This window comes from Amycolatopsis samaneae (assembly GCF_039541975.1).
GTDB classification, from domain to species: domain Bacteria; phylum Actinomycetota; class Actinomycetes; order Mycobacteriales; family Pseudonocardiaceae; genus Amycolatopsis; species Amycolatopsis samaneae.
Genome location: NZ_BAABHG010000006.1, coordinates 204,118 through 229,969, shown reverse-complemented (window position 1 = coordinate 229,969; position 25,852 = coordinate 204,118). Strand labels below are relative to the sequence as shown.

29 protein-coding genes are annotated in these 25,852 nt (G+C 69.6%); 13 read left to right on the top strand and 16 right to left on the bottom strand.

The genetic code is table 11. The annotated features are described in order from the left end of the window. Positions 1-219 precede the first annotated feature (219 nt). Positions 220-852: a TetR/AcrR family transcriptional regulator C-terminal domain-containing protein gene (locus ABD987_RS17730; RefSeq protein ID WP_345394096.1), complete on the bottom strand. Its 633-nt coding sequence runs from the start codon at positions 850-852 to the stop codon at positions 220-222. Between the two features lie 61 nt (positions 853-913). Between ABD987_RS17730 and ABD987_RS17725 the strand changes: the two genes are divergently transcribed. Continuing rightward, positions 914-1,417 carry a hypothetical protein gene (locus ABD987_RS17725; protein ID WP_345394093.1) on the top strand — a complete coding sequence of 168 codons (504 nt, stop codon included), beginning with the start codon at positions 914-916 and terminating at the stop codon, positions 1,415-1,417. Here the strand turns inward: ABD987_RS17725 and ABD987_RS17720 are convergent. From ABD987_RS17720 to ABD987_RS17700, 5 genes are all read right to left on the bottom strand, one after another. Beyond that, a complete protein-coding gene (locus ABD987_RS17720) occupies positions 1,359-2,297 on the bottom strand; it encodes a glycoside hydrolase domain-containing protein (protein ID WP_345394090.1) in 939 nt (312 codons plus the stop codon). The two genes, ABD987_RS17725 and ABD987_RS17720, sit on opposite strands and share 59 nt — an antisense overlap. Before the next feature lie 170 nt (positions 2,298-2,467). Next, the gene (locus ABD987_RS17715; protein ID WP_345394087.1) at positions 2,468-3,283 is read right to left on the bottom strand and encodes a carbohydrate ABC transporter permease; all 816 of its coding nucleotides are present in this window, start codon (positions 3,281-3,283) and stop codon (positions 2,468-2,470) included. Next, positions 3,280-4,191 (bottom strand): carbohydrate ABC transporter permease, encoded by a 912-nt coding sequence (locus ABD987_RS17710; protein WP_345394084.1) that lies wholly within the window; start codon positions 4,189-4,191, stop codon positions 3,280-3,282. Before ABD987_RS17710 ends, ABD987_RS17715 begins: the two co-directional genes overlap by 4 nt. Beyond that, positions 4,188-5,483: a sugar ABC transporter substrate-binding protein gene (locus ABD987_RS17705; protein WP_345394774.1), complete on the bottom strand. Its 1,296-nt coding sequence runs from the start codon at positions 5,481-5,483 to the stop codon at positions 4,188-4,190. The genes ABD987_RS17710 and ABD987_RS17705 overlap by 4 nt, the downstream gene beginning before the upstream one ends. 156 nt (positions 5,484-5,639) lie before the next feature. After that, positions 5,640-7,268 (bottom strand): long-chain fatty acid--CoA ligase, encoded by a 1,629-nt coding sequence (locus ABD987_RS17700; RefSeq protein WP_345394081.1) that lies wholly within the window; start codon positions 7,266-7,268, stop codon positions 5,640-5,642. A 458-nt stretch (positions 7,269-7,726) separates the two neighbouring features. On the opposite strand from ABD987_RS17700, the gene mihF reads away from it, so the two are divergent. Both mihF and ABD987_RS17690 read left to right on the top strand, forming a co-directional pair. Continuing rightward, positions 7,727-8,038 carry an integration host factor, actinobacterial type gene (mihF, locus tag ABD987_RS17695; RefSeq protein ID WP_051767699.1) on the top strand — a complete coding sequence of 104 codons (312 nt, stop codon included), beginning with the start codon at positions 7,727-7,729 and terminating at the stop codon, positions 8,036-8,038. Between the two features lie 126 nt (positions 8,039-8,164). Beyond that, positions 8,165-9,343, top strand: a complete 1,179-nt coding sequence (locus tag ABD987_RS17690) for an isochorismate synthase (RefSeq protein ID WP_345394071.1) — start codon at positions 8,165-8,167, stop codon at positions 9,341-9,343. Between the two features lie 124 nt (positions 9,344-9,467). Here ABD987_RS17690 and ABD987_RS17685 read toward each other — a convergent pair whose 3' ends face one another. Next, complete coding sequence (locus ABD987_RS17685; RefSeq protein WP_345394068.1) at positions 9,468-9,893, bottom strand: Imm1 family immunity protein; 426 nt, start codon at positions 9,891-9,893, stop codon at positions 9,468-9,470. Beyond that, the gene (locus ABD987_RS17680; RefSeq protein WP_345394065.1) at positions 9,887-10,615 is read right to left on the bottom strand and encodes a DddA-like double-stranded DNA deaminase toxin; all 729 of its coding nucleotides are present in this window, start codon (positions 10,613-10,615) and stop codon (positions 9,887-9,889) included. The genes ABD987_RS17685 and ABD987_RS17680 overlap by 7 nt, the downstream gene beginning before the upstream one ends. A gap of 164 nt (positions 10,616-10,779) precedes the next feature. Between ABD987_RS17680 and ABD987_RS17675 the strand changes: the two genes are divergently transcribed. Continuing rightward, the gene (locus ABD987_RS17675; RefSeq protein ID WP_345394062.1) at positions 10,780-12,240 is read left to right on the top strand and encodes a pentapeptide repeat-containing protein; all 1,461 of its coding nucleotides are present in this window, start codon (positions 10,780-10,782) and stop codon (positions 12,238-12,240) included. 255 nt (positions 12,241-12,495) lie between these two features. On the opposite strand, the gene ABD987_RS17670 is transcribed toward ABD987_RS17675, so the two are convergent. Beyond that, positions 12,496-13,191: a 4'-phosphopantetheinyl transferase family protein gene (locus tag ABD987_RS17670; protein ID WP_345394771.1), complete on the bottom strand. Its 696-nt coding sequence runs from the start codon at positions 13,189-13,191 to the stop codon at positions 12,496-12,498. 194 nt (positions 13,192-13,385) lie between these two features. On the opposite strand from ABD987_RS17670, the gene ABD987_RS17665 reads away from it, so the two are divergent. Continuing rightward, the gene (locus ABD987_RS17665) at positions 13,386-14,555 is read left to right on the top strand and encodes an acyl-CoA dehydrogenase family protein (protein WP_345394059.1); all 1,170 of its coding nucleotides are present in this window, start codon (positions 13,386-13,388) and stop codon (positions 14,553-14,555) included. Between the two features lie 73 nt (positions 14,556-14,628). On the opposite strand, the gene ABD987_RS17660 is transcribed toward ABD987_RS17665, so the two are convergent. From ABD987_RS17660 to ABD987_RS17645, 4 genes are read right to left on the bottom strand one after another with little or no spacing between them, the layout of a single operon-like run. Further along, positions 14,629-14,949: a hypothetical protein gene (locus ABD987_RS17660; protein ID WP_345394056.1), complete on the bottom strand. Its 321-nt coding sequence runs from the start codon at positions 14,947-14,949 to the stop codon at positions 14,629-14,631. Positions 14,950-15,007: 58 nt separating this feature from the next. Beyond that, a complete protein-coding gene (locus ABD987_RS17655) occupies positions 15,008-15,649 on the bottom strand; it encodes a TetR/AcrR family transcriptional regulator (protein ID WP_345394053.1) in 642 nt (213 codons plus the stop codon). Further along, positions 15,640-17,184 (bottom strand): ATP-dependent acyl-CoA ligase, encoded by a 1,545-nt coding sequence (locus ABD987_RS17650; protein WP_345394050.1) that lies wholly within the window; start codon positions 17,182-17,184, stop codon positions 15,640-15,642. The genes ABD987_RS17655 and ABD987_RS17650 overlap by 10 nt, the downstream gene beginning before the upstream one ends. Further along, the gene (locus ABD987_RS17645; protein WP_345394047.1) at positions 17,181-17,924 is read right to left on the bottom strand and encodes an enoyl-CoA hydratase/isomerase family protein; all 744 of its coding nucleotides are present in this window, start codon (positions 17,922-17,924) and stop codon (positions 17,181-17,183) included. The genes ABD987_RS17650 and ABD987_RS17645 overlap by 4 nt, the downstream gene beginning before the upstream one ends. A gap of 48 nt (positions 17,925-17,972) precedes the next feature. Here ABD987_RS17645 and ABD987_RS17640 point away from each other — a divergent pair, with 48 nt between their 5' ends. From ABD987_RS17640 to ABD987_RS17615, 6 genes are all read left to right on the top strand, one after another. Next, on the top strand, positions 17,973-19,565 hold the full coding sequence (locus tag ABD987_RS17640; protein ID WP_345394044.1) for an amidohydrolase: 1,593 nt from the start codon (positions 17,973-17,975) through the stop codon (positions 19,563-19,565). A gap of 33 nt (positions 19,566-19,598) precedes the next feature. Then, positions 19,599-20,039: a GNAT family N-acetyltransferase gene (locus ABD987_RS17635; RefSeq protein WP_345394041.1), complete on the top strand. Its 441-nt coding sequence runs from the start codon at positions 19,599-19,601 to the stop codon at positions 20,037-20,039. Between the two features lie 21 nt (positions 20,040-20,060). Next, positions 20,061-20,744 (top strand): metal-dependent transcriptional regulator, encoded by a 684-nt coding sequence (locus tag ABD987_RS17630; RefSeq protein WP_345394038.1) that lies wholly within the window; start codon positions 20,061-20,063, stop codon positions 20,742-20,744. 67 nt (positions 20,745-20,811) lie between these two features. Continuing rightward, on the top strand, positions 20,812-21,645 hold the full coding sequence (locus ABD987_RS17625; protein WP_345394035.1) for an LLM class flavin-dependent oxidoreductase: 834 nt from the start codon (positions 20,812-20,814) through the stop codon (positions 21,643-21,645). A gap of 72 nt (positions 21,646-21,717) precedes the next feature. Then, entirely contained in the window at positions 21,718-22,071 is a 354-nt protein-coding gene (locus ABD987_RS17620) for a transcriptional regulator (RefSeq protein ID WP_345394032.1), read from the top strand. Between the two features lie 269 nt (positions 22,072-22,340). After that, a complete protein-coding gene (locus tag ABD987_RS17615) occupies positions 22,341-22,973 on the top strand; it encodes an alpha-ketoglutarate-dependent dioxygenase AlkB family protein (RefSeq protein WP_345394029.1) in 633 nt (210 codons plus the stop codon). Here the strand turns inward: ABD987_RS17615 and ABD987_RS17610 are convergent. After that, entirely contained in the window at positions 22,970-23,575 is a 606-nt protein-coding gene (locus tag ABD987_RS17610) for an ArsR/SmtB family transcription factor (RefSeq protein ID WP_345394026.1), read from the bottom strand. The two genes, ABD987_RS17615 and ABD987_RS17610, sit on opposite strands and share 4 nt — an antisense overlap. Positions 23,576-23,688: 113 nt before the next feature. Between ABD987_RS17610 and ABD987_RS17605 the strand changes: the two genes are divergently transcribed. Beyond that, positions 23,689-24,096, top strand: a complete 408-nt coding sequence (locus tag ABD987_RS17605; protein WP_345394023.1) for a hypothetical protein — start codon at positions 23,689-23,691, stop codon at positions 24,094-24,096. Beyond that, positions 24,089-24,361 carry a hypothetical protein gene (locus ABD987_RS17600; RefSeq protein ID WP_345394020.1) on the top strand — a complete coding sequence of 91 codons (273 nt, stop codon included), beginning with the start codon at positions 24,089-24,091 and terminating at the stop codon, positions 24,359-24,361. Before ABD987_RS17605 ends, ABD987_RS17600 begins: the two co-directional genes overlap by 8 nt. Here the strand turns inward: ABD987_RS17600 and ABD987_RS17595 are convergent. Next, a complete protein-coding gene (locus ABD987_RS17595; RefSeq protein WP_345394017.1) occupies positions 24,351-25,220 on the bottom strand; it encodes a 5-oxoprolinase subunit C family protein in 870 nt (289 codons plus the stop codon). The genes ABD987_RS17600 and ABD987_RS17595 overlap by 11 nt on opposite strands. Then, a complete protein-coding gene (locus tag ABD987_RS17590; protein WP_345394013.1) occupies positions 25,217-25,852 on the bottom strand; it encodes a 5-oxoprolinase subunit B family protein in 636 nt (211 codons plus the stop codon). Before ABD987_RS17590 ends, ABD987_RS17595 begins: the two co-directional genes overlap by 4 nt.

The following is a 25,852-nucleotide window of genomic DNA, read 5'->3' as shown; positions in this document are numbered from 1 at the left end:
AGTGCACTGAGCGCACCGAAGGCGTCCTTCAGCACACCCCGGGTGCCAGAACCCACCACTCCCAGTGAGAAAACCTCAATGTGGCATTGGGTGCGTTGGACGCAGCGAATGTGGCGTTCGGTGCGTTGGACGCACCGAACGCCACATTGGGGCGCATGACCAAGCTTGCGAGCGTTCCGGGTTAGAACTCAGGCTCGCAGCTGGAACCGATCGGAACGTTCACGAGTGCTTCCGGCGACGGTGTTCGAGGCCGTCGAGGACGACGTCGATGCCCAGCTCGAACAGGTCCTCTGTGGACAGCCGGGCGAACGCGGGGCCGAGGCCGTACAGGTTCGGGTGGACCTCGGGGTCGATCGCGGCCGCGATGGTTTCCGTTGCGGCCACGGGATTTTCGGAGACCGGCGGGAGCTGCTCGACCGAGGCGAGCACGTGCGCGGCGAGCAGCCGGGCGATCCCGGCGGTTTCGTCGGCGGAGAAACCGGCGCCGCGCAGGATGCGCGCGGTCGTTTCGATGTGGCCCAGCCGGTGCGGCCCGATCGGCGGGCGCTCGCGGAGCAGGGCCGCGGCGTCGCGATGCCGCAGCAGCAGCGCGCGGAACTGCCGGAGCCCGCTCGCCAGCTGCGCACGCCACGGCAGCGTTTCGTCGATCTCGAACGCGTCCGCGCAGACGGCCTCCGCGAGCAGGTCGAGCAACTGCCCCTTGTCCCGGACGTGCCAGTACAGCGTCGGCGAGCTGATCCCGAGCCGGGCTGCCAGCTTGCGCGTGCTGAGCCCGGCCAGCCCGACCTCGTCGAGCAGGCTCAGCGCGGCCTCGGTGATCTGCTCGCGGTCGAGCGTGCCCTTGCGTGCCACCCCTGGGACTCTACCAGTGATAGAGTCGTCTCTATCACTGGTAGAGATCCAGGGGGGGATCATGGCCATCATCAGGGAAAAGCAGGGGGTCTGGACGCCGGGGCTGCGCCGAACGGTCGCGGTGTGCTCACTGGTGTTCGCGATCGGTACGGCGCTGCAGAACTTCGTGATCATCGACCCGCGCATGATCGAGCTGGCCATGCGGCTGGCGGGCCGGACACCGGCCGAGGCTGCGGCCGAAGCGCCGGGGTTCCTCACCACGCTGCGGCTGGTGGGGAACCTCTACCTGGCCGGAAATCTGCTCGGTCTCCTGGCGCTGTGGCCCCGTGCCCGGATTTTCTGGGTGACGCTGGTCGTCAACGTCACCCAGGCCGCGGGCGTGTTCGCGATCCCGCCCGCGGTCTTCGGCGCGTCGCTGGAGTTGTACGGCCCGGCCGGGCTCCTGCCGTCGTTGCTCACCGACGGCGGCGCGCTGGTGCTGTCGATCGTGTTGCTCGTCCGCTGGGTCAGCGGAAGGAAAGCGACGCGATCCGTTCCGGGTGATCAGGGGAGTACGTGTAGATGATGGAACCCTGCGTCGCTCCGGGGGCGACGTCGATCTTCCACGGCCGGAGCCGATCGATGTGGAAGTCGACCTCGTTGCTCCACTTGTAGTCGAACTTGTCGCCCTCGGGAAGCGATTCGCCCGCCTGCCAGATGCCGTGCACGATGATGTAGTCGACCGGGCAGTTGACCCGGATCTGGCTGGCCCCGGCGGGGATGTCGAACGACATGCTGCGCTGCGTTCCGGCCGGTAGTTGCATGTTCCACTCCTCGTCGTTCATGAACGCGGACGAACCTCCACCGGGGGTGAAGGGGATCGGGCGCAGGATCAGGACCCGGTCGGTCTGGATCCCCCCGACGTAGGGCTGATAGTTGTTGTCCTGCCAGCCGTTGATGAAGTTGCGGGCCACTTCCCACGCGCCGCACTGGATGAAGTAGTCGACGTGGCCGCGCGCGGCGTCCATCGCGTCCGCGAATCCGTAGGCGCCGACGCGGCCACGGCCCAGCACGCTCACCGCGCCGTCCAGATAGGCCCGCCACAACGCGGCCGTGATGAGCGGGTGGCCGGGCGCGTTGAACCACCGGTCGGCGCAGAAGAAGATGACACCGGGAAAACCGAGGTAGTTGCATCCCGCGAGCGCGCGCCGGGCGTTCTCCGCGCCCTGCGCGTACCCGCCCATGGCGTCGTCCTTGTCGACCTCGAAGTACATCGCGATGCCGAGTCCGGAGTTGAGGTGGTCGCGGTATTCGGCCGCGTTGGTGTGCTTGATGTCGAGCAGGTTGGGCGCGTCGATGTAGCGGATGACACCGGTCGCGGTCTCGCCGTTCGAGCCGACCCGTGCCGATTTTATCGTGCCGGCGGCGAGTTTCGCGGAGCTGTAGTCGATCCACCAGATGGCCATGGCGTTCCCCCTCGAACGGGCCCCGCTTCTCGATCGACAGTCGCGGAGCGGTCATGGACCTGTCGTGCCCTTGTCGCTCGCCCGTATTCCATGATGAGCGAACAGGGTCACACTTGTTAATGCCCGATCGTGCCGCCATTCGGGCTAATCACGGTGGTCGCTAGGAGTTACTACCCTTTCAGGCCGGATTCGGTGACCCCGCGCACCAGGTAGCGTTGAAGGAAGGCGAACAGCAGAACAATAGGCAGGATCGAGACGGCCGCGGCGAGGAAAAGCAGGTTCAGCTGGGGATTCTGTGAGGTGAGCAGACCGGACAGCGCCACCTGCACCGTCCACGAGTCCGGCGACTGCGCGATCACCAGCGGCCACAGGAACGCGTTCCAGCTGCCGATCACGGTGATCACCGCGATCGCGGCGAAGAACCCGCGGGAGTTCGGCACCACGATCCGCCAGAACACTCCCCAGCGGCTCAGTCCGTCCATCCGGCCCGCCTCCTCCAGCTCGCGCGGGAAGTCCAGGAAGTACTGCCGGAAGAGGAAGACGCTGAAGGCGCTGAAAATCCCGGGGATCACCAGGCCTCGCAGGTCCGAAACCCAGCCAAGGGTGGAGACGACGACGAAGCTGGGGACGAAGGTCACCGAGGTCGGGATCATCAACGTCGCGATCACCGCGTACAGCACTTTTTTCGAGTGCCGGTAAGGAATCCTGGCCAGTCCGTACCCGGCGAGCGAGCACACGAGCAGCACTCCGGCGGTCTGGGCCACCGCGACGACGGCCGACATCAGCAGGCTGTGCGCGAACGGGACGTCCTGCAGGGAGAACAGCTCGCCGATGTTCTCCCAGTGCACCGTCGACGGGAAGAACGTCCAGCCGGGCGCGGTGATCTCGGCGCGGGTGGACAGGCCGTTGCGCAGCAACAGATAGAACGGGAGCAGGAACAACACGGTCGCGACGAGCAGCGCGGTCCACCGCGCGAGCGCTTTCACGCCACCTGCCGATCGAAGCGGAAGAACTTTCCCTGGAGCAGCGTCACCAGCGCGATGAGCAGCGCCAGGATCACCGCGCCCGCGCTGCCGCGTCCGAGGTCCTGACCGCCGGAGCCGAGCGACGTGTAGTACAGGTACACCAGCGGTGGCCGCGCGAACGGCGGATAGCCCCGTGAATCGCCCATGATGTTGTAGAACTCGTCGAACGCCTGGTAGGCGTTGATCAGGTTGAGCAGCAGTACCGCGACGGACGTGGCGCGCAGTTGCGGCAGCGTGATGTGCCGGAACACCTGCCAGCCCGGTTTCGCGCCGTCGAGCCACGCCGCCTCGTACAGGTGCCGTGGAATCCGTTGCAGCGCGGCGAGGAACAGGATCATGTAGAAACCCAGCTGCAACCACAGCCGCGCGGTCACCAGCACGACCCAGTACAGCGGCGGATGCACGGTCCCGGTCCAGGCCACCGGATCGACGCCGAACAGGCCGAGCACCGAGTTCGCCAGTCCATATCGGACACCCGAGAACAGCGACGTCTTCCAGATCAGCGCGGCCACCACGTACGAACAGGCGAACGGCAGGAAGAACACCGAACGGAAGAACGCGCGGGCGAACTTCAGCTGGTTGACCCCGACGGCCAGCGCCAGCGAAAGCACGAACGTCAGCGGCACGATGAACACCGCGAACACGCTGAACGTCCCGAGGCTGGACAGGAACGGTTCATCGGACAGCATGTGCACGTAGTTGTCCAGCCCGACGAACGTGCTCGGGGTGACCGTGTTGCGCGCGTCGAAGAAGGACAGATACGCGCTCCAGCCGATCGGCAGGTACGCGAACACGATCAGCCCGATCAGGAGCGGCCCCACGAACAGCCAGAACACGGCGGTGTCGCGGGCCTGGCGTGAGCGCGTCAACCGAACAGGCGCTTCAGCTCGGCCTTGGCGACGTCGACCGCCTTCTTCGTCTCGGCCGCCGGGTCGGCACCCTCTTTCGCGATCTTCGCGACCGCGTCGCTCAGCGCCGTGTTCGACGGCTGTGTCCACACCGGACCGCCGATGAGGTGACTGTTCTCCTTGACGAACCGGGCGGCGTCGGCGGCCGGGCCGGACTTGAGGCTCTCCGCCCTGTCCGCGAGGCTCTGGCGTGCCGGGACGTGGAAGCCGAACTTCGTGGCGAACTCCAGCTGATCGGCGGTCTGGTCGATCCACAGCCACTTCACGAAGTCCTTGGCGGCGGCCACGTTCGGGCTCTTCGCGTTGACCATCGCGCCGTACGCGCCGACCGGCACCGACGGCGCGCCACTGCCGTCGAGCTTCGGGAACGCCAGCACGCCGAAGTCGTCCTTCAGCGCGGCCTGGATCTTCGGCACGTTCCACAGCCCGGTCCACTGCATCGCGGCGAGGCCGTCGATGAACGCGGCGGGGTCCGACCAGTCCGTCGGCGCGCCGAGCAGCAGCGAGTTGTTCGTGTTGAGCGCGCGCAGCTTGCCGAAAGCCGTCGCCGCGCGCGGATCGTCGAAGCCGACCTCACGGTTGTCATTCTTCAGGTAGTCGAGCCCGGCCGACCAGAGCAGCGGGCCGGTCAGCGTCGCCACCCCGCCGTCGTTGCCGGCGAACAGGCCCTTCACCCCGCCCTTGGTCAGCTTCGCGGCCGCGTCGATCAGCTCGTCGACGGTCTGCGGCGGCTGCACGCCCGCGGCGGACAGCAGGCTCTTGCGGTAGAAGAGGACCTGGGTGTCGATGGCCTGCGGAATGCCGTAGACCTTGCCCTCGACGGTGTTCGCCGCGAGCAGCGCCGGGGTGAAGTCGCTCTTCACGCCCGCGATGAGGTCGTCCAGCGCGACGACCTGCTTCTGACGCACCCAGTCGATCTTGACCTGTGCCTCGAAGACGTCGGGCACGGGGCTGTTCTGCAACGCCGTCACGATCTTCGAGTCGTAGTCGCCCGGGTTCCACTGCACGGAGACCTTGGCCTTCTGGTACGCGGCGGCGTAGCGCTTGACCGCGTCCTGGACCCCGTCCTCGCCGTAGGCGTGGTACCACTGCTGCAGCGTCGCCTTCGCCGATTCCGGCGGCGCCGCCGAGTACGCCGTCGACGGCGGCGGGTTGCCCTGCCTGCCCGTGTTCGAGCCGCACGCGGCCGCGGTCACGCCCGCCGCCGCCATGCCCGCCAGTGCGAAGAAGTTCCGCCTGCTGCGCTGCCGCATCCCCAGTCCCATCTGCCACAAGCCCGTGGGGGCCTCCCTGAGGGTCCATCCATGCCCCCGCCGCCACCCTCAACGGAGGCGCGGAGCGCCCAATTCTGCTTCACATTCCCTCAGGGAGGCCCCCACGGACCATCTGACTCGCCGGATGTTTACCCGTTAGAGCTGTGAGATGTCGAGCCTTCCCTCGGAGTGGAACGCCCGCAACCGCTTCTTGTCGAACTTGCCGACGCTGGTCTTCGGCACTTCGTCCACGAAAGTCCAGTTTTCCGGCAGCTGCCACTTCGCGACCTTCTCCGCCAGGAACTCGCGCAACTCCTCCGCGGTGACGCTCTGACCCTCCTTGAGCACGACGGCGACCAGTGGCCGCTCGTCCCACTTCTCGTCCGGGATGCCGATCACCGCGGCCTCCGCGACCGCGGGATGCGCCATGACCTGGTTCTCCAGATCGACCGAGGAAATCCACTCGCCGCCGGACTTGATGACGTCCTTCGCCCGGTCGGTCAGCGTGAGGAAGCCGTCGGGGCTGATCTTGCCCACGTCGCCGGTGCGCAGCCAGCCGTCGTGGAACTTCTCCGGGTCGACCTCGGCGCCGCCGTGGTAGGCGGCCGCGATCCACGGGCCCTGGACCTCCAGCTCGCCGACCGCCTCGTTGTCCCAGGGCAGTACCTCGCCGTCGTCCCCGATCAGCCGCGCGCTGACCGAGGCGGGGAACCGGCCCTGCGTGTAGCGGTAGGCCCAGTGCTCCTCGCCGGTCGCCGACGCGGGCGGGCGCGCGACGCTGCCCAGCGGCGACGTCTCGGTCATGCCCCACGCGTGCAGGATCGGCACGTTGTAGCGGTCCTCGAAGGCGTGCATCAACGAGGGCGGCGCCGCCGACCCGCCGACGACGACCTCGCGCAGGTGGGAGATGTCCTGCGGGTTCGCGTCGAGATGGGCGAGCAGGCCCTGCCAGATCGTCGGCACCGCGCCCGCGAACGTCGGCTTCTCGGCGGCGAGCAGCGCGGCGAGCGGGGCGGGCTGGAGGAAGCGGTCCGGCATGAGCAGCGAGGCACCGACCATCAGCGCGGCGTAGGGCATGCCCCAGGCCATCGCGTGGAACATCGGCACGATCGTGAGGGCCTTGTCGTGCTGGGCCAGCCGCATGCTGTCGCTCATGCAGACCTGCATCGAGTGCAGCCAGATCGAGCGGTGCGAGTACACGACGCCCTTGGGGTCACCGGTCGTGCCCGAGGTGTAACACATCGCGGCGGCCGACCGCTCGTCCACCAGCGGCCAGTCGAACTCGTCGGGCTGGGCGGCCAGCAGTGCGTCGTAGGAGTGCACCTGGACGCCCGCCGGCGCTTCCAGTGCGGAGGCGTCGCCGTTCGCGACGATCACGTGCTTGACCGTCTCGAAGCCGGGTAGCTGCTTGGCCAGCAGCGGGACCAGCGTGCCGTCGACGATGACGACGTGGTCCTCGGCGTGGTTGGCCACGAAGGTCAGCTGCTCGGGGAACAGGCGGATGTTCAGCGTGTGGAGCACGGCGCCCATCGCGGGGACGGCCAGGTAGGCGGCCAGATGCTCGGCGTTGTTCCACATGAATGTGCCGACGCGCTGGTCGCCGGTCACCCCGAGGCTCCGGAGCGCGTTCGCGAGCCGGGCGGCGTGCCTGCCGAGGTCCGCGTAGCTCTCGCGACGGGCTTCTGAACCGGTCCAGGTGGTGACTTCGCTCGCCGCGTGCACCGAGGTGCCGTGGCGCAGCAGCGTGGCCAGCGACAGTGGCCCGTCCTGCATCGTGCTCAACATGGGGGACTCCCGTGGACTCGTACGCCGGTGGACTGGGTGCCGACTCTAATGCGGAACGGGCGTTCCGGGCATGGTCAACTCAGGCAACTCTTCGGTTACGGCGTCGCGCTAACGGGTGGCCGCGCAATCCCGTACAAGATCATCAAATTTCAACATTTTCCTTATGTGGGGCCGAAAATACTCACCCATGCCGAGTGAAATATACGTCACTTTCGAGTGAGCCGACGGTGGCTCGACGGGGGTCGCGCGGACGTTTCCGCAGGCCGGAGGGGCGGGGCGACGGCTTGCCCACCGGGTGGTCGAGGGGTAATAAGTGCGTGTCGGTTGTACGTCCGTGAACGTCGTGGCGTTTACTGGGGCGGTGGTAAGAGACGGCTGGCCAGCGCTTGCACCTGCAAGCACGTGGATAAGGCCGTCGGCCGCGAAAGCGGAGACCTGATGAGGAAAGGACTACTACGTTGGCTCTGCCCACGTTGACTCCGGAGCAGCGCGCCGAGGCCCTCGCGAAGGCGGCCGAAGCTCGTAAGGCGCGTTCCGAGCTGCTTGCGTCGATCAAGTCCGGCAAGGAGAGCATCGAGAAGGTGCTCAAGCAGGCCAAGGAGAACAAGACCATCGGGAAGACGAAGGTCACCCAGCTGCTGAAGGCCGTCCCCGGCCTGGGCGCGGTCAAGGTCGCCGCCCTGCTGGAGCAGGCGGGCATCGACCCCGACCGGCGTGCGGCCGGCCTCGGCGAGCGCCAGCGAGAGGCGCTCATCGACGCGCTCAAGTAGCCGTCGGGGAGGTCGTCGCGGGGAAGGTGTGCGCCGGGCGGTCCTGCCTGCGGCAGGGCACCGGAAACGGTGTTGCCCCGGCAACACTTTCCCCGCGGACCTCCCGGATCCTGGGACGCTGGAGGCGTGACGACCAGTACCGCGCCGGCGACCCCGGTCGATCTCACCGCCCGCTACCAGCGGGGTGACTTCCTGCTCGCGACGGCCCGTCGCGCCCTGCTCGCACAGGGCGTCCAGGGGGTCGTCACCGATACCGACCCCGGTCGGCTCGCCGCCGAGGTGACCCGCCGGCTGGCCGCGTCCCGCGCGCCGCTCGCCGTCGGTGTCCTGCCCTTCGACACCGGCTCCGGCACGCGTGTTCCCGGGCATCTCGTCCTGCCGCGCACGGTGCTTCGCGCCGATGCCGATAACGCCTCGGCCGCGAGTGTCCTGCCGCGCGAGGTGCTCCCGCGGCCTTCGGACGTCCGCGCCGTTCCCTCACCCGAGGCGCACGAGGCGAACGTGGCCGCCACGGTCGCCGCGCTGGCCGAACGGGGCCTCGGCAAGGCGGTACTGGCCCGCGCGCTCGACCTCGAGTTCCCCGAACCGCTGCGTGTCGAGCACGTCGTGCGCAACCTGGCCAAGGGAAATCCGCGCCACTTCACCTACGCCGCCGAACTGCCGAGCGGCCGGACCCTCGTCGGCGCCACGCCGGAGCTGCTGCTTTCCCGCGCCGGACGGTCCGTTTTCACCCTCCCGCACGCCGGGTCGATGCCGCGTTCGGCCGATCCGGAGATCGACCGGGCCAACGGCGAAGAGCTGCGTACCTCGCGCAAGAACCAGATCGAGCACGCGGTCGTCGTGGACTACGTCGTCGAGACCCTGCGGCCGTTCTGCCGTTCGCTGGACGTGCCCGAGGGCCCCGAGCTGGTGAGCACCCCGGCGATCTGGCACCTGCGGACCGCGATCACCGGTGAGCTGGCCGATCCCGGCGTCACCGCGCTGGACCTCGCCGCCGCGCTGCACCCGACCCCGGCGATCTGCGGTACCCCGACCGAGGGAGCCCGTTCGCTGGTGAGCGAGCTGGAACCGTTCGACCGGGACTACTACGCCGGCGCCGTGGGCTGGGTCGACGCGGCGGGGGACGGCGAGTGGGCCGTCGCGATCCGCTGCGCCGAGATCGCCGACACCTCGATACGGCTCTACGCCGGCGGCGGCATCGTGGCCGACTCGGACCCTCGGGTGGAGCTGGACGAGACGAGCGCGAAGTTCCGGACGCTACTGGGCGCGATGGGCCTGGCCGACGGGAACCTCCCGTACGTCTGAGCGCGGGTGCCTTCGAGGCGTTCGAGGACCAGATCAAGTAGCACCGCGGCGGACCCTTCGACTCCTCGGGTGAGCCCTCCTGCTACAGCTATCAGATGAACGGTCGCCGAAGGAGCTGGCGGAGTTAGACCTCCCGCCAGGTGACGCCTCCGGGCCGTGCGCCACTCGATGCCACGTAGTCGTGGACCGCCTGGCGCACAGCCGGCCACGTGATCTCCGCGTTGGTCGGCACCTCGCGTTCATGGCTTTGGTAGTCGTAGGCCACCGGTTCCGGCGACGTACCACCGTTGTCGCTGATCACGCTCGCCGAGTCCTTGGCGACGTGGCCGACGAACCCGCACAGCGACCCGGTCGCGCGGACCCCGAACTGGAGAATCGACCAGCCGTCGTCATCGCCCTTGCCGTCGAGCTGGGCCACCAAGCCCACCTCGACCTCCGGCGACCCGGCTTCGGCTTCCATCTGGTTCAGCAGCTCGTCCACCTGAGCCGGTGTGCTCAACGCGACCGGCTCCCGATGCTCCGGGTCGAAGTACGCATCGAACCTCACCACCGCTTGCCTCCCTTGTAGACCTTCTTGAAACCGCCGGGCCCATGGACCGTCAGCGTGCTGCCCGCCGGCAGCACCACGCCCAGCAGGCTGTCACAACTCGTCAGACCCGTGCACGGCGCGTTGTTGAGGACCACCGTGGCGTCCGTGATCCCGGTATCGCGCATCTCGGCCGCGATCTTCAGCTCCACATCGGCGGAGGCGGTCAGCGGCACGTACGGACACCCCGCCTCCCGCACCACCTCGTTCACCCGGTCCGTCCAGGCGTCCCGGCCGCTGGTCACGGCCGACGTAGTTTTACCAGGCGCAAACCACCGGCCCGTGGTCTTCACCCCACGGCCGGTCCCGCGCTCCGGCAGCTCCCGCCGCGCCTTCTCCACCGGGTCATCCGGCTCGGGCTTCTTGCCGCCGGACGGCGCGGACTGGCCCGACAACCGGCCTCCGCTCTCGTCCTCGCCCTGGTCGCCGGTCACGGACTTCATGTACGCCGACAGCTCGCTGGATACCTTGGCCACCAGCTGGCCGACGTCGGCCACGTCCTGGACGGCCTGCGCCAGGAGGCCCATGGCCTGGCCCAGCTCCTGGTCCGTGCTGCCCTGCGTCGCCTGCGCCAGAGCCTCGCTGGCGTCCTCGGCCGACTGCATCGCCGTCTGCAAGTGCTCGCCCGCGGCCGTGGCCTTCTCCACGGCCGCGTTGATCGCTGCCGCGAGTTCCTGGGCCGACACCGCCGCCTAGCCCCTCATCCCGTGACTGCCGATGTTCAGACCGTACAGCGGCAGGCCGACAGAATGACGAATGCGCAGTGCGCGAGGCTGGCCGTCTGCTGCTCGGTTCGAGCGGGCGTATTTCGGCGAGCCGAAATGCCGGACGGTTCGGAAGACTTGTCCGCATGAGCCTGATCGAGCGGGGTGCGTCGAGGTTGGCGCGGTGGTGGCGTGGGCGTCGGGGCACCTGGTGGTGGGCGATCGTCGTGATCGTCGTCCCGGTCGCGGTCGTCGCGGGCACGGCGGTGACGCTGTTGCTGAGTCTCGTCGACGCGGGTGATCCGAGGAACCAGATCGAGTTGATCCGGACCGGGCTGACCGTCGGCGCCGGGACCGGTGGCGTGGTGGCGCTGGTGCTGGCCGGGCGGCGGCAGTGGTCCACCGAGCACGACGCCACCGAACGTCGGATGACCGAGCTGTATGTGAAGGCGGTCGAGCAGCTCGGGTCGGACAAGGCCGCGGTCCGGCACGGCGGGTTGTATGCGCTGGAACGGGTGGCGCAGGACAATCCCGACCACCGGCAAACCGTCGTCAACGTGCTCTGCGGCTACCTCCGTGGCCCTTTCATCCCGCCCGGTGAACAACGCCCGCACCAGCGACGCGGGCTACGCCGCCCTCTCGCCCCGGTATCACGCTCTGTGGTATCGAAGCGGCAGGCCGGTCAGCCTGAATCGCGAACTGTGGCCGGGTTGTACGACGAAGCCGGGCAGGAACGCGAAGTCCGGCTAACCGCGCAACGCATCCTTGCTGCTCACCTCATCCCCGGCGAAGACCGTAACCATCCGGTGGACACGTTCTGGGTGGACATTGCCCTCGACCTCACCGGCGCCACCCTCATCGACTTCGACCTTCGTCACGCCCAGCTCCAAACAGCGACCTTCACCAACGCCACCTTCATCGGAGACGCCCGGTTCACCAACACGAGCTTCGCTGGGGACGCCTGGTTCAACGAAGCGAGCTTCACCAGGGCTGCCCGGTTCGGCGAGGCGAGCTTCACCAAGTCCGTCGAGTTCACCGAGACCACCTTCAACGGACCCGCCGAATTCAGCAGAGCCACCTTCACCGGGCCTGGCAGCTGCAGCAGGACCACCTTCGCCGGGCCTGCCCGGTTCGTCGAGGCCACCTTCATCGGGTCCGTCGAGTTCGCCGAGGCCACCTTCGCCGGGCCCGCCGAGTTCACCGAGACCAGCTTCTGCGGGCGCGCCGAATTCAGCAGAGCCGCCTTCGCTAGGAACGCGGAGTTCACCGAGGCCAGCTTCACAGAGAACGCCAGGTTCGGTGGAGCCACCTTCAGCGGGGACGCGGAGTTCACCGAGACCACCTTCACCAGGAATGGCGGGTTCATCAAGGCCACCTTCATCGGGCGCGCCGAGTTCGGCGGGGCCAGCTTCACGGAGAACGCCCGGTTCAGCGGGGCCAGTTTCACCAGGTACGCCCAGTTCACCAGGGCCAGGTTCCATCGGAAACCGGACTTCAGGGACGTAGTGTTCGAGCGTGGCGTCCCCGAGTCACTACGGGCCCACGTGACAACGGAAAATGACCAGCCCGGAGCCGACGAAGCACCCGACGAGACCGAGCACGGCTGAGCAGGAAGCGCCGTCGTATCCGAGAAGCCTCACCAACTACGAATAGGGCTGCCCACGTGGGAACAAGCCGCAGGTTCACGCGCAGCATCGCCGGTTGACGCGCGGCGATGCGCGTGGTTAACACCGAAACATGCAGTTGAGAAGGTGTCCACCTCGAAACACCAGGTCAGCACGCCAGGTACTCGAGCAAGGGACCTTTGCTAGCGTTGTATGCGCGTGCATGGAACGATAGCAAGGGTCCCTTGCTTCCACTTTTCAGGGTTCTGGGGTCCAGAAGTGTTCGCTGACCTGGAGATCCTCGGTGGTCAGTACCGCGACGGCGGCGCGGTAGCCCTCGGCGGCGGTCAGGTCGGCCAGGCGGGTTCGCGCGGGGTCGAGTGCCGGGTGCGCCGAGGACACCAGCCGCGCCGGTTCGTCGTGGCCGGAGAACGTGATGCTCTGCAGCGGGATCTTCAGGCCCTTGCCGGTCGCCTTCATGACGGCTTCCTTGCGGGTCCAGTAGACGAAGAACGCCGCCGACCGTTCTTCGGCGGTCAGTTCGCTCACCGCCTTCTGCTCGGCCGGGGTCAGCGCGTAGTCGATCAGTGATTCGTCCGCGCGGCGGCCGGCGGTTTCCACGTCGAGGCCGATCGGGACGCCATCGGTCGCCGCGACGCCGATCAGGTCGCCCGAGTGCGAGATGGTCAGCGTCAGGTCGGAGCCCGGCACCCGGGGCCGTCCGTGCGGCTTCCCGCAGTCCTCGCAGGTCGCGTCGAACCGCACCGCTTCGACGTCGAGGCCGAGCCGTTCCGCGGCGAGCGTCTTCGCGAGCATCCGTCCGGTGAGAAAGCGCTGCTTGTCCGCTTCCTGCCGGTACGCCGCGTGCCGCCCCAGTTCGACGTCGTCGAGCAGCCGGAGGAAGCGCTCTTCGTTCGGCAGCGGCCGCGACCAGCGGACTGCGATCTCCATCACCCTGACCCCCAAGTCCTGTCTCCTTCGTTCGATCTTTCCGCGCCCGATCCCGCTTGTCACGCGTACGGGGTGGACGTGGCGGTGAGTCCGGGTACCCTGAACTAAGCAAGCGCTTAGCCAGTGCCGTGGCGCCTCCTGCCGCGGCCGTGTCGGCGCGCACGTGTCGGGCAGAGGACTCCGCAGAAGAGGTAGCCATGGATTTCACCCTGAGCGTCGAGGAACGGGAAGTGCGCGACTGGGTCCGCACCTTCGTCCAGCGGGAGCTGGTGCCGCTCGAACAGGAAGTGCTCCGCCGTGAGCGCGCCGGGCAGCCGGGGATCACCTCCGACGAACTGCGCGGGCTTCAGCTCAAGGCCAAGGAATCCGGTTTCTGGGGTGTGCTGACGCCGGAGGAGTACGGCGGCATGGGGCTGTCCGCGGTGATGGCGGCGCTGCTCGAAGCCGAGCTCGGCCGCACCTTCGTGCAGTTCCGTTTCGGCGGTTCGGCGGACAACATTCTGTTCCACGCCAACGAAGAACAGAAGCAGCGGTACCTGCTCCCGACGATCTCGGGCGAGCGGAAGTCCTGTTTCGCGATCACCGAACCGGGCGCCGGGTCGGACGCGAAGGCGATCCGGACCTCGGCCCGCAAGGACGGCGGCGACTGGATCATCAACGGCGAGAAGACGTTCATCACCGGTGGCAACGAGGCCGACTTCACCATGGTGTTCGCCATCACCGACCCGGAGAAGGGCGCCAACGGCGGGGTGACGTGCTTCCTCGTCGACCGGGAGATGGGCTGGAAGTCCGAGTACATCGACACGATGGGCGAGTGGGGCCCGGCTGCGCTGGTGTTCGAGGACGTCCGGGTGCCCGAGACGCAGATCCTCGGCGAGGAGGGCCGCGGGTTCGAGCTCGCGATGCAGTGGATCGGCCAGGGCCGTTACCTGCTCCCGGCGCGCGCGATCGGGTCGTGCGAGCGGCTGCTGTCGATGGCCATCGAGCACGCCAACACGCGGGAGACGTTCGGGCAGAAGATCGCCGAGCGACAGGCCATCCAGTGGATGATCGCGGACTCCGGCGTCGAGCTGGAGGCGCTGCGCTGGCTGGTGCTGCACGCCGCGTGGCAGGTCGACCAGAAGATGGATTCGCGGCACGCGCAGTCGATGGCGAAGCTGTACGGCGGGGTGAAGGCGAACGAGATCGTCGACCGCGTCCTGCAGATCCACGGCGGGATGGGCTACACGCGGGAGCTGCCGATCGAACGCTGGTACCGCGAGCTGCGGCTGCTGCGCATCTACGAGGGCACCGACGAGATCCAGCGCCGCACCATCGCGCGCAACCTGCTCAAGGGCCACGTCAAGCTCGGCGGCGTGCTGGGCTGAGGCCGCAAAGCCGTGGGGGCCTCCCCGAGGGACCTGGAGTCCCTCAAGGAGGCCCCCACGGACCTTCGGGTTCCTACTTCTGGTTCCGGAGCGCGATGGGGACGCCGGCCAGGTCCTCCTCGTTGCACAGCAGCTTCACGTCGTAATAGGGCGAACCCTGACGATCGTCGTAGTCGAGGTGGATGGCCAGCACGTCCAGCGGCTCACCGAGCCACTCCTGGGCCTGACGTAGCCAGCCCGCACACCGTTCCAGCGCTGTGGGGAGGTCGTCGTCACGGAACTCCACGGGGCGGTAAGGCACGTCCTGCACCTGATCGCGGGGGTTTGCCGGGGTCGGCAGACCAGGCGCGAGACCCGAGTCGTCCAGTTCCAGTTGGATCGTTTGCTCAGTCACCCTTCGAGCGTCCCCCAGACAAGCGCCCGGGGCAAGGCGTACCGTGCTAAAAGCGCCGCTAAACGGGCACGCCCCACACTTTCGCGACTATTTCGCGCTCCCGTCGCGACCCCGAAACACCGGCCGGGCAAGCACAGCCCAGCGCGCGGAGCGCGAGTTCGGTGTAGTGCCCGGCCAGCTGGTCCAGCGGCAGCGGGCCCCGTGGCGAATACCACCGGGCGACCCCGTTGCACATCTCCAGTAACGCCAACCGGGTGACCGCGGGATGTGTGGTGTGGAAGACACCGGCCGCGACACCCTCCTCGATGGCGTCGGACCAGAGCTTTTCGTAGTCGTCCCGTAACCGGACCACTCGATCGCGCGGTTCGTCGGAGAGCGCGTCCACTTCGTTGTCCACCACGCGGGTTTCCGCCGGCCGGAGCGCGTGCGCGAGGACGTGCAGCGCGACCAGCGCGCGGACCCGGTCGGCCGGGCCGGTGGCCTCGTCCACGGCCTGCCGCGCCGCGTCGACCAGCCGGCGCAGCGCGGTGGTCATGATCTCGACGAGCAGATCCTCCTTGGTGCCCATGTAGTGGTACAGGCTCGCCGAGGACAGTTCCGCCTCCTGCGCGAGATCCCGGATCCCGGTGCCGTGGAAACCCTTGGCGGCGAAGAGTTTGACGGCCGCGGCGCGGACGCGCTCGCGACTGGTCACAGCCATCGGTCCGCCGTCCGGTCCCAGCTGCCCGCCCTCGGGTCGGCGACCTTCCGCAGCTCGCCCTTCGCCACCCGCTCGGACGGTGTCAGCGGCAGCTCGTCCGGGAACGCCCAGAACCGCGGGACCTTGAAGTAGGCGAGTTTCTCCGCGCAGAACGCGGCCAGCTCGGCGGGCCCGGGGCGATCGCCGTCACACACGACGTACGCCTTGATCTCCTCGCCGCGCAGCTCGTCGGGCACTGCGACGACCGCCGCCAGCTTCACCGAGGGATGCAGCAGCAGCGCGCGTTCCACCTCGTCGGCCGACACGTTTTCGCCGCTGCGGCGGATCATGTCCTTGGTCCGCCCGACGTAGTGGATCCGGCCCCGGTCGTCCATTGTGGCCAGATCACCGGTGTGGAACCAGCCGCCGTCGAAGGCGCGCGCGGTCGCTTCGGGGTCGTCGTGGTAGCCGTGCATCAGCCCGACACCGCGGATGAGCAGCTCGCCGGTTTCCCCGCGCGGCAACGGTTTCCCGTCCGCTCCGGCGATGATCACCTCACGGGCGGAGTTGGGTAGTCCGAGGCAGCCGGTGCCGACGGTCTCGTCGTGGTCGGCGACGGTCATCCGGATGTCCCCGCCGGTTTCGGTCATCCCGAAGGCCTCGTACCACGGCACGCCCCAGCGTGCCTCCAGCTCGGCGTGCAGCTCGCGCGGGATCGCCGACGCGCTGACGGCGCGCACCCGGTGGTTCCGGTCGTCCTCGTGCGGCGGCTGGCGCAGCAGCAGCGCCGGCATCATCCCGAGGCAGTAGAACCAGGTGACGCCGTACTCGCGGACCTTCGCCCAGAACGTCGTGGGGTGGAAGCGGTCCAGCACCACCAGCGTCGCGCCGCCCGCCAGCCCCAGCGCGACGTTCCACTGTGGATCGATGTAGTGGAACGGCTGCGCGGTCAGGAAGACGTCGTCCTCGCCGACCGCGGGGAACTCGGTGGCCAGGTCGATCGCGAGCGTCGTCCAGTAGCGGTTGGGCAGCACGCAGCCCTTGGGCGCGCCGGTGGTGCCCGAGGTGTACTGGATGTTGACCGGGCGCTCCGCGGTGGTGGTGAACCGGGCGGCGTCGATGCTCGGGGTGAGCGCGACGAGCTCGTCGATCGTCAACGTCCGTTCGACGGCGGTTTCCGGGGCGATGCGGCGCACCAGCTCGGCGAACTCCCCGGCGACGACGGCGAACCGCGCGCCGGAATGCCGCAGGACGTGGGCGCCGTCGAACTCGCGGTAGTTCGTGTTCACCGGCACCAGCACCGCGCCGAGCTTCGCCAGCGCGAGCCACAACAGCGGGAACTCCGGCTGGTTGCGCAGCATCACCGCGACCCGGTCGCCCGCCTCGACACCGAGGTCGAGCAGGGTGAGCGCCAGGCGTGAGCTGCGCCGGTCGACCTCGGCGAAGGTCACCCGCTCGCCGGTCTCGTCGAAGATCCACGCCGTCCGCTCCGGCCACAGCTCGGCCGCGCGGTCGAGCAGCTCGACCAGCGTGGTGCTCGCGCGCAGCGGCTTCACGCCCGGCTCCGGAACGCTTCGGTAGAGGCCAGGACCGCGGCCGAGTGCTCGGTGATCAGCGCGTGGCTGACCTCCAGTTCCAGCGCGGCCTCCAGCGCGTTGTCGACGCCCGAGTCGAGCACCCGCTTGGCCATCGTCGCCGCCTCCGCGGGGTGGGCCGCGATCTTCGCCGCCCATTCGAGCGCGTGGTCCGCGAGCTCGTCCGCCGGGAAGACCGCGTTGACCAGGCCCAGCGCGTGTGCCTCCGTCCCGGAGACCCGCTCGCCGAGCAGCAGGAGTTCCTTCGCCTTGAGCGGTCCGACCAGCAGCGGCAGCAACCGCGACGCCGCGCCGGTGACGCTCAGCCCGAGCGAGACCTCGGGGAAGCGGAACACCGCGTCCTCGGCGGCCAGGATCAGGTCGCAGCCGAGCGCGAACTCCGCGCCCGCGCCGATCGCGTAGCCGTGCACCGCGGCGAGCACCGGCTGCCGCAGCGCGCGCAGCCGCCGCGTCACGTCCTGCAACCGATCGAGGCGGGCCCGGGAATCCCCTTCCGGGGCGGGCTCCTTCAGGTCGTGCCCCGCGCAGAACGCCCGGCCGTTCCCGGACAGCACGACGACGCGGGCATCGCCGCGCGCGACGTCGTCGAGCGTGGTCAGCAGGTCGTCGACCAGTGCCGGGGCGACGGCGTTCAGCCGCTCGGGCCGGTTCAGCCGGATCTGGGCGATGCCGTCGGTGACGGTGAGGTCCACGGTGCTCATGACTGCCGAGCCTAGACGTTCGATCGATCGATCGATAGGGTCAGCGGCATGCGGGTCGACGCGGTCTACGAGAACGCCCTGGTACTGACCGGGGAAGCCACGACCAGCGCGCTGGCCGTGCTGCACGGGCGGATCGTGGCGCTCGGCGAGGACGCCGAGTCGCTCGGCGCGCGCCGGCGGATCGACCTCGGCGGGTCGGTGGTCGTGCCCGGCTTCCACGACGCGCACAACCACATGGCCTGGTTCGGGATGTCGCTCGACCACGTCCCGCTCGGCGACTGCCGCAGCGTCGAGGAGGTCTACGCCGCGATCGCGCGGCGGGCCGCCGAACTGCCCGAGGGCAGCTGGGTCGTCGGCAGCGGCTACGACCAGAACAAGCTCGCCGGTGGCCATCCCGACCGCCACGGCCTCGACCGCGCGGCGAAGGGGAAGCTCGTGCGGCTCAAGCACACCTCCGGGCACATGTGCGTGGTCAACTCCGCCGTTCTCGACCGGCTGGACCTCGCGAACGTGCCGGTGGGCGGGGACGTCGTGCTCGACGGCGAGGGTGCGCCCACCGGGCTGCTGCGCGAACAGGCCCAGCGGCTGCTGGACCCGCTGACCTACCCGACGCCCGCCGAAACGCTGGTCCGCGGCCTCGGCCGGGCGAGCGAGGTGTACCTGTCGGAGGGCATCACCAGCGTCCAGGAGGCCGGGATCGGCGGCGGGCTGGTCGGCGAGTCCCCGGCGGAGCTGGCGGCCTACCAGCTGGCGCGCGAACGCGGGCTGCTGCGCGTGCGGGCCACGGTCATGGTCGGCGCGCCGGTGCTGCACGAGCTGAGCGACGGCGCGGGTTTCGGTCTCGACCTCGGCCTGCGCACCGGCCTCGGCGACGAATGGCTGCGCGTCGGCCCGATGAAGCTGTTCGCCGACGGCTCGCTGGTCGGGAAGACCTGCGCCATGCACGAGCCGTTCGCGGGCGAGCCGGACAACGTCGGCTACTTCCAGCTGCCCGAGGAGGACATCGCCGCCACGATCGCGAAGGCGCACGAGGCGGGCTGGCAGATCGCGACGCACGCGATCGGGGACCGGGCGATCACCGTCGTCCTCGACGCCTACGAGGCCGCGCTGGCCGCGCACCCGCGGGCCGATCACCGGCACCGGATCGAGCACTGCGCGGTGCTGCGCCCGGACGATCTGACGCGGATGGCCCGGCTCGGGCTGATCCCGTCCCCGCAGGGCCGGTTCGTCAACGAACTCGGCGACGGGATGCGCGCCGCGCTCGGCGAAGACCGGGTCGCGTGGTGCTACCGGCTGAAGAGCCTGCTCGACGCGGGCTGTGTGCTGCCCGCGAGTTCCGATCGCCCGGTCGTGAACGGCGCCCCGCTGCTCGCGCTCGCCGACATGGTGCGGCGCCGGACCTCCTCGGGCGCGCCGTTCGGCCCGCAGGAAGCGCTCACTCCGCGCGAGGCGTTGCGCGCGTACACCCACGGCTCGGCGTACGCGACCTTCGCCGAGAACGACCTCGGGACGCTGACGCCGGGCAAACTCGCGGACTTCGCCGTACTCTCGGCGGATCCGACCGATGAGTCCACTATGGACGATGTCGGGGTGCTGGCCACCGCCGTCGGTGGCGAGCTGCGCTACGAGGCCCCGAACTGACAGCACCGAACTGACTGAGAGGAGTTCCGTCCGATGCCGGTCCGGGAAGCGGTGTTCGAAGACGCCGAGGAGATCTGCGCGCTCATCGAGGAACACGCGGAGTACGAGGGAAACACCGAGCTGAAGCTCGACCGCGCCGAGATGAGCGGGCACCTGTTCGGGCCCGATCCCAAGGCGTGGGTACTGATCGCCACCGTGCCGGGTGACCCGGACAAGGTCGCGGGTTTCGCGTTCTGCAGCTGGAACTTCTCGACCTGGGAGGCCCGGCCGGGGATCTGGCTGGACGATCTGTTCATCCGTCCGGAGTACCGGCGGCACGGGCTCGGCCGCGAGCTGCTCGACGCGCTGCGCGCGCGGACGACCGGGCGGGTCGAATGGGACATGCAGGCGGGGAACGAAAAGGGCGAAGCGTTCTACGCCGATCTCGGCGCCGAACCGGTGCCAGGGTGGATCCGCTACCGCTGGCGGCCATGAGGACGCCGTATCGTATTAGGCATGGGTGATGGTTCGGTCCGGAGGTCCTCGTCGGTCGAGGACTACGTCCGGGTGATCTACGGGCTGGTCGAGCGGGGGGAGGCGGTCACCAACGCCTCGCTCGCCGGCAGGCTCGAAGTGAGCCCGTCGTCGGCTTCGGGCATGGTCACGAAGCTCGCGCAGCTGGGCCTGGTCGCCCACGTGCCCTACCGCGGCATCGAGCTGACCGCGGAGGGCAGGCAGCTGGCCCGGTCGGTGCTGCGGCGGCACCGGCTGATCGAGACGTACCTGGTGTCCGAGCTCGGCTACACCTGGGACGAGGTGCACGCCGAGGCCGACGCGCTGGAGCACGCGGTGTCCGACCGGCTGGTCGAACGCATCGCGGCGAAGCTCGGGAACCCGGTGCGCGATCCGCACGGCGATCCCATCCCGGCGCCCGACGGCAGTGTCGAGGAGCTGCCGATGCGCATCCTGGACGATCTGCCGCCCGGCGCGGTCGGCGAGATCGTCCGGGTCTGGGACACCGACCCGGAGCTGCTGCGGTACCTGACCGAGCACGCCATCGGGCTCGGCAAACGCATCGAGGTCGTGGAACGGCAGCCCTTCGGCGGCCCGATGGTGGTCAAGGTGGGCTCGCCGCCGGACGCCGCCACGCACGCCATCGGCAAGGAGATCGCGCAGGCGCTGTCGGTCGCCCTGCGCTGAACGACGTACCCGCGGGTGACGTCCTGGAACGGATGTGGCGCCCGCGCCGGCGGACCACGATGACCGCATGACATCGAAACCCTTCCGCTTCGGGATCGTCGCCGGGTTCTCGCCGGACCTGACGGCGTGGACCGCGCAGGCCAGGCAGATCGAAGAACTCGGCCTGGACACGATGCTCGCGACCGATCCGGTCGCCGGTTCCGACCCGCTCACCCTCGTCCCGGCCGCCGCCGCGGTCACCGGCACCCTGCGGGTGGGCACGTTCGTGCTCGCCGACCCGTTCCGTGACCCGCGTCAGCTCGACTGGCAGGTCCAGAGCCTGCACCGGCAGACCGGCGGCCGGTTCGAACTCGGTCTCGGCGCGGGCCGCCCCGGCGCCGACGACCACGCGCGCTCGCTCGGCAGGGAGTACCCCGCCATGGGGCGGCGCATCGAGCGGCTGGAGGCCACGATCGAGCTGCTCAAGGGCACCGCCGACCGCCCGAAGCTGCTCATGGCCGCGCGGGGGCCGAAGATGCTCGCGCTGGCCGCGCGGGAAGCCGACATCGTCACGTTCTCCTGGCTTCCGCGCACCACCCCCGACGAGGCGCAGTCCATTGTGGACAGGTTCAGGGAACTCGCGGGCTCCCGGCTCGACGAGATCGAGCTGGCGGTGAACCTGATGGCGGTCGGGGACCAGCCGGCACCGCACGTCGCGCGGTTCGCCGGGGTGGACGTTCCGGAGCTCGCCGCCTCCGGCGCGGTGACGGTGATCCCGGAGGACCCCTCGCACGCCGCCGACACCCTTCTCGGCTGGCGAGAAAACTGGGGGATCTCTTACGTCACCGTGAATTCCGGGTGCGTTCGTCCGTTCGCGGCAATCGCCCGTTCGCTGCGCGCGACGGACCCCGCACCCGGGTGAGCACTCTTTCGCTCCCGCCTCTCGGCGCCTACGCTCCTGTGTTCTCACCAGCCGTATCTCGGAGCTGAAACCATGACCGGTCCACGACCAAGAACCATCGACCGGGGGGAACGCGCGGCGAGTGAAGTGGAGCGATTGCTCGAGACGGGTCCGTTCGCCGAGGCGCTGCGCGCGGCGATCCGGGCCAGGGGACTCGGTCTCGAACGCATCCGCTATCGCTTGCGCGGCAAGGGAACTTCGCTCAGCCTGGCCACGCTGAGCCACTGGCAGTCGGGGCGGTGCCGACCCGAGCGGTCGGAGTCGTTGCGGGCACTGCGAAATCTCGAAGAGATCCTCGGCGTGCCCGCGGGCTCGCTGATCCGGCTGCTCGGCCCGCCGCGCGGCCGGGACGCCTCGTGCGGCCGTCCTCGTGAGCACGCCCGGTAGCCGGGCGGGCGACCGTGGGTCGCGTGACCGCCTTGTTGCTGATTCAGTGTGCCGTGGATCACATATCCGTGGCAGTCTTGGATGGATGGTGACGCAGAGCAGAGGGAGCGTGGGCGGGATTGCGCCGTTCGAGCGAGGAATGCGTGTCCTGATGCGGGCGAACACTACTTTCCGGAGTCATCGGATCGTGCTCGGCTGGCGTGCCGAGGTGCCCGCGAAGGTGCGCGTACCACGCGGCGGATAGGGGCGGCGGTGGCAGAATCGCGGGGGTGGACGCGCTGCTTCCCCGCCCGCGGGCCGAGATCGCGCCCGGCGCGGTGCACGTACCGGACTGGCTTGGCTTCGACGCGCAACGCGAGCTGGTCGAGGCCTGCCGGGGCTGGCGCGGCTACCGCTCGGCGCGGTTGCCGAGCGGGGGCGTGATGTCCGTGCGCACGGTGTGTCTCGGCTGGCACTGGGTCCCCTACCGCTACTCGCGCACGATCGACGACGGGGACGGCTCGCCGGTGCTGCCGTTCCCGGACTGGCTCGGTGACCTCGGGCGCCGTGGCCTGGCGGACGCCTACGGTGTGCCCGCCGAGGACTACCGGCCGGACGTCGCGCTCGTGAACTTCTACGATGCCGCCGCGAAGATGGGGATGCACCAGGACAAGGACGAGCGGAGCCTGGCGCCGGTGGTGTCGCTCAGTCTCGGCGACACCTGTGTGTTCCGCTTCGGGAACACCGAGAACCGCGGACAGCCCTACACCGACGTGGAACTGGGGTCGGGTGACCTGTTCGTCTTCGGCGGCGCGTCGCGGCTGGCGTACCACGGGGTGCCGAAAACCCTGCCGGGCACGGCGGATCCGGCGCTGGGCCTGACCGGCAGGCTCAACCTGACGCTGCGGGTGTCCGGCCTTTAGCCGTCCTCGTCGTCCAGCCTGGGCGGCGTCGGATGTGGGCCCTCGTCGGGCAGCATGTACAGCCGCACGGCCATCTGCCGGGAGCCGGGCGGTTTCTCGCCGGGCTCGTTCACGTACTTCCAGATCAGGTTCTGGTACTCCTCGACGAACGACGCGATCTGCTCTTCGGTCATCCGCAGCCCGCTGCGGTAGATCTGGTTCCAGCCGCCGGCGGTGTCGTAGCCGCTGTACGCGCTGACGACGAGCCCGAGGTCGTGGCTCATCTTGAGCGCGCCGAGCCGGGTCGCCGCCTCGCGCTCGTCCGGGGTCATTTCCAGGCCGGGCGGGGTGTAGATGTCCTTCGTCAGTGACCGCCACCAGCGCTCGCGCCCGTTCGAGCGGTCTTCGATCTCGGCGATGAGCTTCAGCTCGGCGAGCTTGCGCAGGTGGTAGCTGGTCGTCCCGGTGCTCTCGCCGAGCGCCTTCGCGACACTCGTCGAGTTCGCCTCGCCGTGGTCGCCGAGGTAACTCAGGATGTCGCGGCGCACCGGATTGGACAGCGCCTTGTAGAGCGCCTTGATGTCCGCGCCGGTGAGCACGCGCCGTTCGGGACGTTCCGCCATGGCGTCACCGTATTGCAGAGAAGTACTGCAAAGCAAGTTTGCAAAAAGTCTCTGCAATCGGTTAGCGTGGTCGGCGAGGCGCCAGGGGGTGCCGCGACGTATCGGGGGCTGGCATGCGGAAAGACCTGGCCGGAAGGCTGTTGTTGCTCGCGGGCGCGGGCCTGCTGCCGTGGATCGGCGTGCTCTGGGCGACGCTGCCCGACGCCTATCCCGCGCAGCACTGGCGTCTCGCGTGGGTGGGGCTGGACCTGCTGGAGGCCGTCGGCCTGCTCGCCACGGCGTGGCTGGTCCGCCGGGGCGATCACCGGGCGCCGCTCGCCTCGATCGGGACGGCGGTGCTGCTGGTGGTGGACGCCTGGTTCGACGTGCTGACCGCGGGGCCCGGTGACCTCGTGGTGTCGCTGGTGCTGGCGGTCGCGCTCGAACTGCCGCTGGCCGCGGTGTGCGTCGTCGTCGCGCTCCGCGGGACGGCCCCGGTGCCGGTACGGACGACGCGGCCGCTGGTGGTGGCTCATGCCTGAGCGACTCGACCCCGCGCTGCGCGACGAGATCGACGACCGCGTGGCCGAGGCCTTCGACGCCTACCTCGCCGAGCGGCTGGCCGAACCGGGCCCGCTGCGCAGCGCGCTGGACGCCGGCCGCGGCGCCGGGGTCGTGCTGGGCACGGTGGCGCTGGGCGCCTTCGCGACCGTCGTCGCGCAGTTCGAGCCGGTGGTGCTGTGCTGGCTCTGGGGTTCGCTCGGGGTCGTGAACCTGGCCTGGCTGCTGACCCGGCCTAGGCGGTGAGCCGGGACAGCGCGAACCGGACCGGGATCCCTGGCCGGAGCTGGGCGGCGAGGTCCAGATCCTCTTCGCCGACAACCCCGATCACCGGATAGCCACCGGTCACCGGGTGATCGGCGAGGAACAGGATCGGCGTGCCCGAGGGCGGGACCTGGAGCGCGCCCGGCACGCACGCCTCGGGTGGCAGTTCGCCTTCGCGGGCGCGCGCCAGCGGCGGGCCGGTGAGCCGCACGCCGACTCTGTCCACATCGGACGTCACGGTGTAGGGCCGCGACACCAGCGTGGCCAGCGCGTCCGCGGTGAACCAGTCCAGCCGGGGGCCCGGGGTGATCCGCAGGCACGGCTCGGCGGGCAGACCGGGGCGCGGGGCGAGATCCACCGTGGGCGGGCCGAGCGTGACCTGTCCGACCGGCAGCGTCGTCCCGGCCACGAGCGGCGGCGGGCCGAGTTTGCCGAGGGTGTCCGTCGCGCGGGCGCCGAGGACCGGCGCGACGTCGAGGCCGCCCCGGACCGCGACGTAGCACCGCAGACCTCGTTCCGGCGTACCGATTTCCAGCCCGTCGCCGGGACGCAGGACGATCGGCGCGTTCGGCCCGGCCGCGCGGCCACCGGCGGTGATCGGGCACGGTGCCCCGGTGACGGCGACGGTCACCGTCTCCGAGGCGCGCAGCGCCAACCCGCCGAGCGTGCTCTCCAGCGCGGCGTGCCCTTCGGGATTGCCCACCAGCCGGTTCGCCAGGCGCAGCGCGCCGCGGTCCGCGGCGCCGGAACGGCCGACGCCGATCGCCGCCAGCCCGGGACGGCCCAGATCCTGCACGGTGGTGAACGGGCCCGGCTTGAGCACTTCGAGCTTCGCGGTCATCGGCGTGCCCTGGTGAAGCGGACCCGGGTGCCCGGGGTGAGCAGGTTCGGTCGGGCCCGTTCGACGTCCCACACCGGATGCCCGGTGTGGCCGAGCAGGCGCCAGCCGCCGGGAGAGGAGTTCGGGTACACCGCCGTGTACTCCCCGGCGATCGCGACCGCCCCGGCGGGCACCCGGGTACGGGGCGTGGCCCGCCGTGGCACGTGCAGTGCCGGATCGAGCCCGGTCAGGTAGGCGAATCCCGGTGCGAAACCGCAGAACGCCGCCACGTACCCGCCCTGTTCGTGCCGGGTCACCACCTCGGCGACCGACAGCCCGGTGCACTCGGCGACCTCGGCGAGGTCCTCGCCGTCGTAGCGGACTTCGATGACGACTTCGCGGCCCGCCCGCGCGGAAACGTCCACTGTGGAATGCCGGAGCAGGTCGTCGGCGAGCCGCTCGTGGCTGGTGCGCTCCGGATCGAACCGCACCAGCAGCGTGCGGGCCGCCGGGACGAGTTCGACCACGCCCTCGGGTGGCTCGTGATCGAGCGCGCCGTGCAGGCCGAGCACGTCCTCCTGCCCGTCGAGGTCGACGAGCACCGCCCGCCTGCCGTACGGCGCGACCCGCCACCGTCCGTTGTGGACTCCCAT

Coding starts and splice junctions, on each gene's coding strand:
- ABD987_RS17725 (WP_345394093.1), top strand. CDS start 914: ATGGCCATCATCAGGGAAAAGCAGGGGGTCTGGACGCCGGGGCTGCGC.
- ABD987_RS17720 (WP_345394090.1), bottom strand. CDS start 2,297: ATGGCCATCTGGTGGATCGACTACAGCTCCGCGAAACTCGCCGCCGGC.
- ABD987_RS17705 (WP_345394774.1), bottom strand. CDS start 5,483: ATGCGGCAGCGCAGCAGGCGGAACTTCTTCGCACTGGCGGGCATGGCG.
- ABD987_RS17700 (WP_345394081.1), bottom strand. CDS start 7,268: ATGTTGAGCACGATGCAGGACGGGCCACTGTCGCTGGCCACGCTGCTG.
- ABD987_RS17675 (WP_345394062.1), top strand. CDS start 10,780: ATGAGCCTGATCGAGCGGGGTGCGTCGAGGTTGGCGCGGTGGTGGCGT.
- ABD987_RS17665 (WP_345394059.1), top strand. CDS start 13,386: ATGGATTTCACCCTGAGCGTCGAGGAACGGGAAGTGCGCGACTGGGTC.
- ABD987_RS17655 (WP_345394053.1), bottom strand. CDS start 15,649: ATGGCTGTGACCAGTCGCGAGCGCGTCCGCGCCGCGGCCGTCAAACTC.
- ABD987_RS17645 (WP_345394047.1), bottom strand. CDS start 17,924: ATGAGCACCGTGGACCTCACCGTCACCGACGGCATCGCCCAGATCCGG.
- ABD987_RS17640 (WP_345394044.1), top strand. CDS start 17,973: ATGCGGGTCGACGCGGTCTACGAGAACGCCCTGGTACTGACCGGGGAA.
- ABD987_RS17635 (WP_345394041.1), top strand. CDS start 19,599: ATGCCGGTCCGGGAAGCGGTGTTCGAAGACGCCGAGGAGATCTGCGCG.
- ABD987_RS17630 (WP_345394038.1), top strand. CDS start 20,061: ATGGGTGATGGTTCGGTCCGGAGGTCCTCGTCGGTCGAGGACTACGTC.
- ABD987_RS17625 (WP_345394035.1), top strand. CDS start 20,812: ATGACATCGAAACCCTTCCGCTTCGGGATCGTCGCCGGGTTCTCGCCG.
- ABD987_RS17620 (WP_345394032.1), top strand. CDS start 21,718: ATGACCGGTCCACGACCAAGAACCATCGACCGGGGGGAACGCGCGGCG.
- ABD987_RS17610 (WP_345394026.1), bottom strand. CDS start 23,575: ATGGCGGAACGTCCCGAACGGCGCGTGCTCACCGGCGCGGACATCAAG.
- ABD987_RS17605 (WP_345394023.1), top strand. CDS start 23,689: ATGCGGAAAGACCTGGCCGGAAGGCTGTTGTTGCTCGCGGGCGCGGGC.
- ABD987_RS17600 (WP_345394020.1), top strand. CDS start 24,089: ATGCCTGAGCGACTCGACCCCGCGCTGCGCGACGAGATCGACGACCGC.
- ABD987_RS17595 (WP_345394017.1), bottom strand. CDS start 25,220: ATGACCGCGAAGCTCGAAGTGCTCAAGCCGGGCCCGTTCACCACCGTG.
- ABD987_RS17590 (WP_345394013.1), bottom strand. CDS start 25,852: ATGGGAGTCCACAACGGACGGTGGCGGGTCGCGCCGTACGGCAGGCGG.